Raw genomic sequence first — 4,495 nt, 5'->3', positions numbered from 1 at the left:
GGGTCTGGGACGGAGCCCCGGCCCTCCGGGGTCTGGGACGGAGCCCCGGCCCTCCGGGGTCTGGGGCGAAGCCCCGGCCCTCCGGGGTCTGGGGCGGAGCCCCAGTTTCGGGAAGGGGCGGGGAGGGGAACAGCCCGCCGCAGGCGTCACGACCCGTCGGACACGCTCTAACCGGCGGACGCGAGCAGCCTCGCCGCATGCCGGGCGGCGTAGCCCCGGCGGCCGGGGCACGGACCCACGTCAACCCCGGGGTGGGCCCCACCACATCAGGCGTGGTGCGGCCCCACCGGGGCGGGCGGGGCACGCCCCACCACGCGGCCCCGGGCCGCGGCAGCGTGCGTTGGGCGGGCTCAGGCCGTCGGCCGCACGGGCACCGGGAACGACAAGCGGCGGTCGGCCACGCTGCGGCCTGCTTCTGCCGCGTAGGTGCCGGGGATCAGGCGCCAGGCGCCCTTTGTCTCGTCCCAGATCTCTGCCGCTCGGCGGGGCAGGGGGATGGTCGCCTCGGCCGTCTCCCCCGGGGCGGCGGTGACCGATGCGAAGCCCGCGAGGCGCCGGACCGGGCGGTCCTCGGCGTCGCCCCGGGCATCGTTCTCGGCGTCGCCCTGGGCATCGTTCTCGGCGTCGCCCCGGGCATCGTTCTCGGCGTCGCCCTGGGCATCGTTCTCCGTGGCGCCCCGGGCATCGTTCTCGGGCACGGCGAGGTAGAGCTGCACGACCTCACGGCCCGCCCTGGCCCCCGTATTGCGGACCCGCACGGTCACCGTGCCCAGCGCCTCGCCGTCGCCCTCCGCGGGGGTGAAGTCCATCGCCTCGTACGCCCAGTCCGTGTAGCCGAGGCCGTGCCCGAACCAGTACGCCGGAGCGATCCCCTCCCGCCGCTCCCACGCGCGGTACCCGATGAACACACCCTCGTCGTAGACCAGTCGGCCCTCGCTGGGCGTGACCGCGCTGACCGGGGCGTCCTCGAGCCGCTGGGGCCAGGTCGTGGGCAGGCGGCCGCCGGGCTCCTCCGCGCCCAGCAGGACGTCGGCGAGCGCGGCCCCCGCCTCCTGGCCCGGGAACCAGCTCAACAGCACCGCGGCGACCTCGTCCCGCCAGGCCATCTCCACCGGGGACCCCGCGTTGACCACCACCACGGTGGGGGTGCCGGTGGCGGCGACCCGATGCACCAGCTCGTCCTGACGGCCCGGCAGCCGCAGATGCCCGCGGTCGAACCCCTCGCTCTCGACCCGCTCGGTGGTGGCGACCACCACCACGGCCGCCTCGGCCGCCTCGGCCGCGGCGACGGCCTCCTCGATCAGCTCCTCGGCATCCCGCTCCGGGGCCCGGTGCAGCAGGCTGAAGCAGACGGCGTCGAGAAGGGCGTCCTCGGGACGGGCCACCGCGCAGGTGAGGCTGACCTCCACCGGTTCGCCCGCCGTGAGCTCCACCTGGCCCCGGGGCACGGGCGAGCCCATGAACGCCTCGAAGGGGTCGGCGACGTCCGCCGGGTGCTCCTCCCCCTCGAAGAGCACCTTGCCGTCCACGGCCAGCCGGAGGCCGCCCAGCCCCCTGGTGCCGAAGGAGTGGGCGCCGCTCTCGCGCGGGGTGAAGGTGCCGACGGTCTCGACGGTGTGCAGCTCCTCGAAGCTCACCCCGTCGGGGAAGTCGCTGATCCACTGCACCTGCCCGCCGGGCAGCCGGGACTCGCCGAGCACCCGCCCGTCGGCGGCCCGGACCACGGCACGCAGCGCGAACCCCTGGGCGGCGGGGGCGAGTTCATTGGTGGGGTCGGCACCCACGGCGTAGCTGAGCTCGACGCCCGGCGGGAGGGCGGCCCGCAGCCCGTCGAGCGGTGAGACCACACGGTCGGGGAAGACCACCGCCGAGCCGCCGCCCAGCACCCGGGCATCGCGCGCCGCGGCGCCGATCAGGGCCAGCGACCGCACCCCGCCGGGGACGCCGGGGGCGAGGGGCAGCACCGCTTCCCGGCCGCCCGCGCCCTCGTTCCGCAGCAGTACGAAGGACCGCCGGGCGATCTCGCGGGCCAGCGCGTCCCCGTCGATGGGGCCGGGCCGGTCGGCGGGGGCGACGGCCGGGGCCGCGCCGTCCAGGACGCCGACCCGGGCGGCCAGGGTGAGCAGCCGCCGCACCGCCTCGTCCAGCTCCGCCTCGCTCACCCGGCCGTCGCGCACCGTGGCGGCCAGCGCCTCGCCGTAGACGGTCCGCGGGCCGGGCATCGCGACATCGAGCCCGCCCTTGAGCCCCCGCACGGTGTCACGGGCCGCCATCCAGTCGGAGACGATGAAGCCGTCGAAGCCCCATTCACCGCGCAGCACGCCCTGCTGGAGCTCGCGGTGCTCGGTCATGGTCGAGCCGTTGACCCCGTTGTAGGCGGCCATGACGCCCCAGGGGCGGGCGTTCTTGACGATGGCTTCGAAGGGCGCGAGATACAGCTCGCGCAGCGCCCGCGCAGCGATCTGGTTGTCGACGGTGAAGCGCTCGGTCTCGGCGTCGTTGGCCACGAAGTGCTTGACGGTGGTGCCCACTCCGCCGTCCTGCACACCCGTCACATAGCCGGTGCCGATCTCGCCGGTGAGATACGGATCCTCGCTGTACGCCTCGAAGTGGCGGCCGCCCAGCGGGGAGCGGTGCAGATTGACCGTGGGCGCGAGCAGCACATGGACGCCCTTGCGCCGCGCCTCCTGCGCGAGCAGCCGCCCCGCCCGCCGGGCGAGCTCCGGGTCCCAGGTCGCGGCGAGCGCGGTGGGGCTGGGCAGGGCGATGGAGGGGTCGTCGGCGGTCCAGTGGACGCCACGGACGCCGATCGGGCCGTCCGACATCACCAGGGAGCGCAGCCCGATCGCCGGAACTGCGGGCAGGCTCCACATGTCCTGCCCGGACAGCAGCCGCGCCTTGGTGTCCAGATCCAGCAGGCCGAGGGCCTTCTCCACGGCCTCGGCCATGCCGCCCTCGTTACCCTCGCCACCCTCGCCGATCGCGTCCGCCATCGCTCGCCCCTCCCGGTGCGGGTCCCGTCCGGTCCTCGTCCGGGGCCATCGTGGACCCGAGAACCTGTCGCCAGGTAGGTACCGTTATCGACTCGTTATCAAACGTGCTCTACGGTACGAGCATGGAGAGGGCGACCGAGCGCGGTACCAGACGTGGTGAGGAACGACGGGCGGAGATCGTCCGCTGCGCGCTCGAAGTGATCGCCGAGCGCGGCTACCGGGGCGCGACCCTCGGCGCGGTCGCCGAGCGGGTGGGCCTCACCCAACAGGGGCTGCTCCACTACTTCCCCACCAAGGACTCGCTCCTCATCGCCGTGCTCGAGGAGCGCGACCAGTGGGACACCGGCTCCGCGCGGGGCGACGGAGGGCACGTATGGCCGCTGGACCTGCTGGCCTCCCTGGTGGACTACAACGCGATGCGCCCCGGCATCGTCCAGACCTTCTCCGCGCTCCTCGGCGAGAGCGTCACCGACGAGCACCCCGCACGCGGCTTCTTCACCCAGCGCTATGACAAGGTGCGCGCCGACATGGCGGCCATCCTGCGCGGCGAGTTCGGCGACCGGCTCCCCGGCGGGCTCACCCCGGAGGCCGCCGCGCCGCTGCTGGTGGCGGTGATGGACGGGCTGCAGTTCCAGTGGCTGCACGACCGGGACGCGGTGGACATGCCCGCCCTCTTCCGGGCCTTCGTCTCCCTGCTGGGGCAGGGAGACGAAGCGGCCAAGGGGTGACGGCCGAGCGGGCGGGCCGTCTCGTGACGGTGGCTCAGTCGTCGCCGCCCACCAGCCTGACCCCCCGCTCGACCCCGGCCGCGTTCCTCGGCACCGGTACGAAGGAGCCGCCGGCGTCGAACCTCAACAGGGTGACCTCGGCTTCCGCCGGTCCCGGTTCGTACCGTCCCACGTCCACCGCGTCGATCAGCCAGCGGTGCCGCTGTCCGTCACAGATCGCGTTATAGCCGCCGAGGCCGTGGCGCTCCCGGCCCTGGGTGAGGGTGACGAGCACGCTCGCCCGCGTGTACTGCGTCCCTTCCCGGACGCAGCGGTAGCTGCCGTACAGCGTGACGGATCCGTCCGGGGTGACGTCCCCGGTGCGGTCGACGGTCAGATCGTCGGTCCAGGGCAGAGGCAGACGCGGCCGGTCGTGCCCTGCGGGCGCGGCGTGGGCGGCCGGAGCGGCGTGGGCGGCCGGGGCGGCGTGGGCGGCCGGCGCGGCGTGGGCGGCCGGCGCGGCGTGGGCGGCCGGCGCCGCCATGAGAAGAACGGTAAGGGCGCCGAGGGCGCGGCGGCGGTTGCGCATGGACGTACATACCTCCAGGGGCGGGGAGCTTCCCGCTGCGGGGTTCCCGCTGGGGTTCCGCCGCCTCCTCCCGAGCGGAGCCCCGAACGGATGCCCGTGAGCGGGAGTTCAGTTGCCCGTACAGCTACCGGGCGGCCGAACCCGTCCGGGGGAACCTCACCCCCGTGCGGCGTGTCCGGCACCGCCCAACGGGTGGCCGCCGGGCG

3 protein-coding genes are annotated in these 4,495 nt (G+C 74.9%); 1 reads left to right on the top strand and 2 read right to left on the bottom strand.

The genetic code is table 11. The annotated features are described in order from the left end of the window. Nucleotides 1-350: 350 nt before the first annotated feature. Nucleotides 351-2,993 (bottom strand): glycoside hydrolase family 3 protein, encoded by a 2,643-nt coding sequence (locus tag GWI24_RS40930; protein WP_210951095.1) that lies wholly within the window; start codon nt 2,991-2,993, stop codon nt 351-353. A gap of 122 nt (nt 2,994-3,115) precedes the next feature. Between GWI24_RS40930 and GWI24_RS40925 the strand changes: the two genes are divergently transcribed. After that, nucleotides 3,116-3,721 (top strand): TetR/AcrR family transcriptional regulator, encoded by a 606-nt coding sequence (locus GWI24_RS40925; protein ID WP_210951094.1) that lies wholly within the window; start codon nt 3,116-3,118, stop codon nt 3,719-3,721. 34 nt (nt 3,722-3,755) lie between these two features. Here the strand turns inward: GWI24_RS40925 and GWI24_RS40920 are convergent, their stop codons facing one another. Beyond that, nucleotides 3,756-4,244 (bottom strand): DUF6299 family protein, encoded by a 489-nt coding sequence (locus GWI24_RS40920; RefSeq protein ID WP_210951093.1) that lies wholly within the window; start codon nt 4,242-4,244, stop codon nt 3,756-3,758. Nucleotides 4,245-4,495 lie beyond the last annotated feature (251 nt).

The organism is Streptomyces sp. MK37H (genome assembly GCF_018035285.1).
In the GTDB taxonomy this organism is placed as follows: domain Bacteria; phylum Actinomycetota; class Actinomycetes; order Streptomycetales; family Streptomycetaceae; genus Streptomyces; species Streptomyces endocoffeicus.
Note: the sequence above shows the minus strand (reverse complement) of the source record. Positions and strands in the feature narration are given on the sequence as shown.

Excerpts from the sequence above, each read along its gene's own strand:
- GWI24_RS40930 (WP_210951095.1), bottom strand. The coding sequence starts at position 2,993 with ATGGCGGACGCGATCGGCGAGGGTGGCGAGGGTAACGAGGGCGGCATG.
- GWI24_RS40925 (WP_210951094.1), top strand. The coding sequence starts at position 3,116 with ATGGAGAGGGCGACCGAGCGCGGTACCAGACGTGGTGAGGAACGACGG.
- GWI24_RS40920 (WP_210951093.1), bottom strand. The coding sequence starts at position 4,244 with ATGGCGGCGCCGGCCGCCCACGCCGCGCCGGCCGCCCACGCCGCGCCG.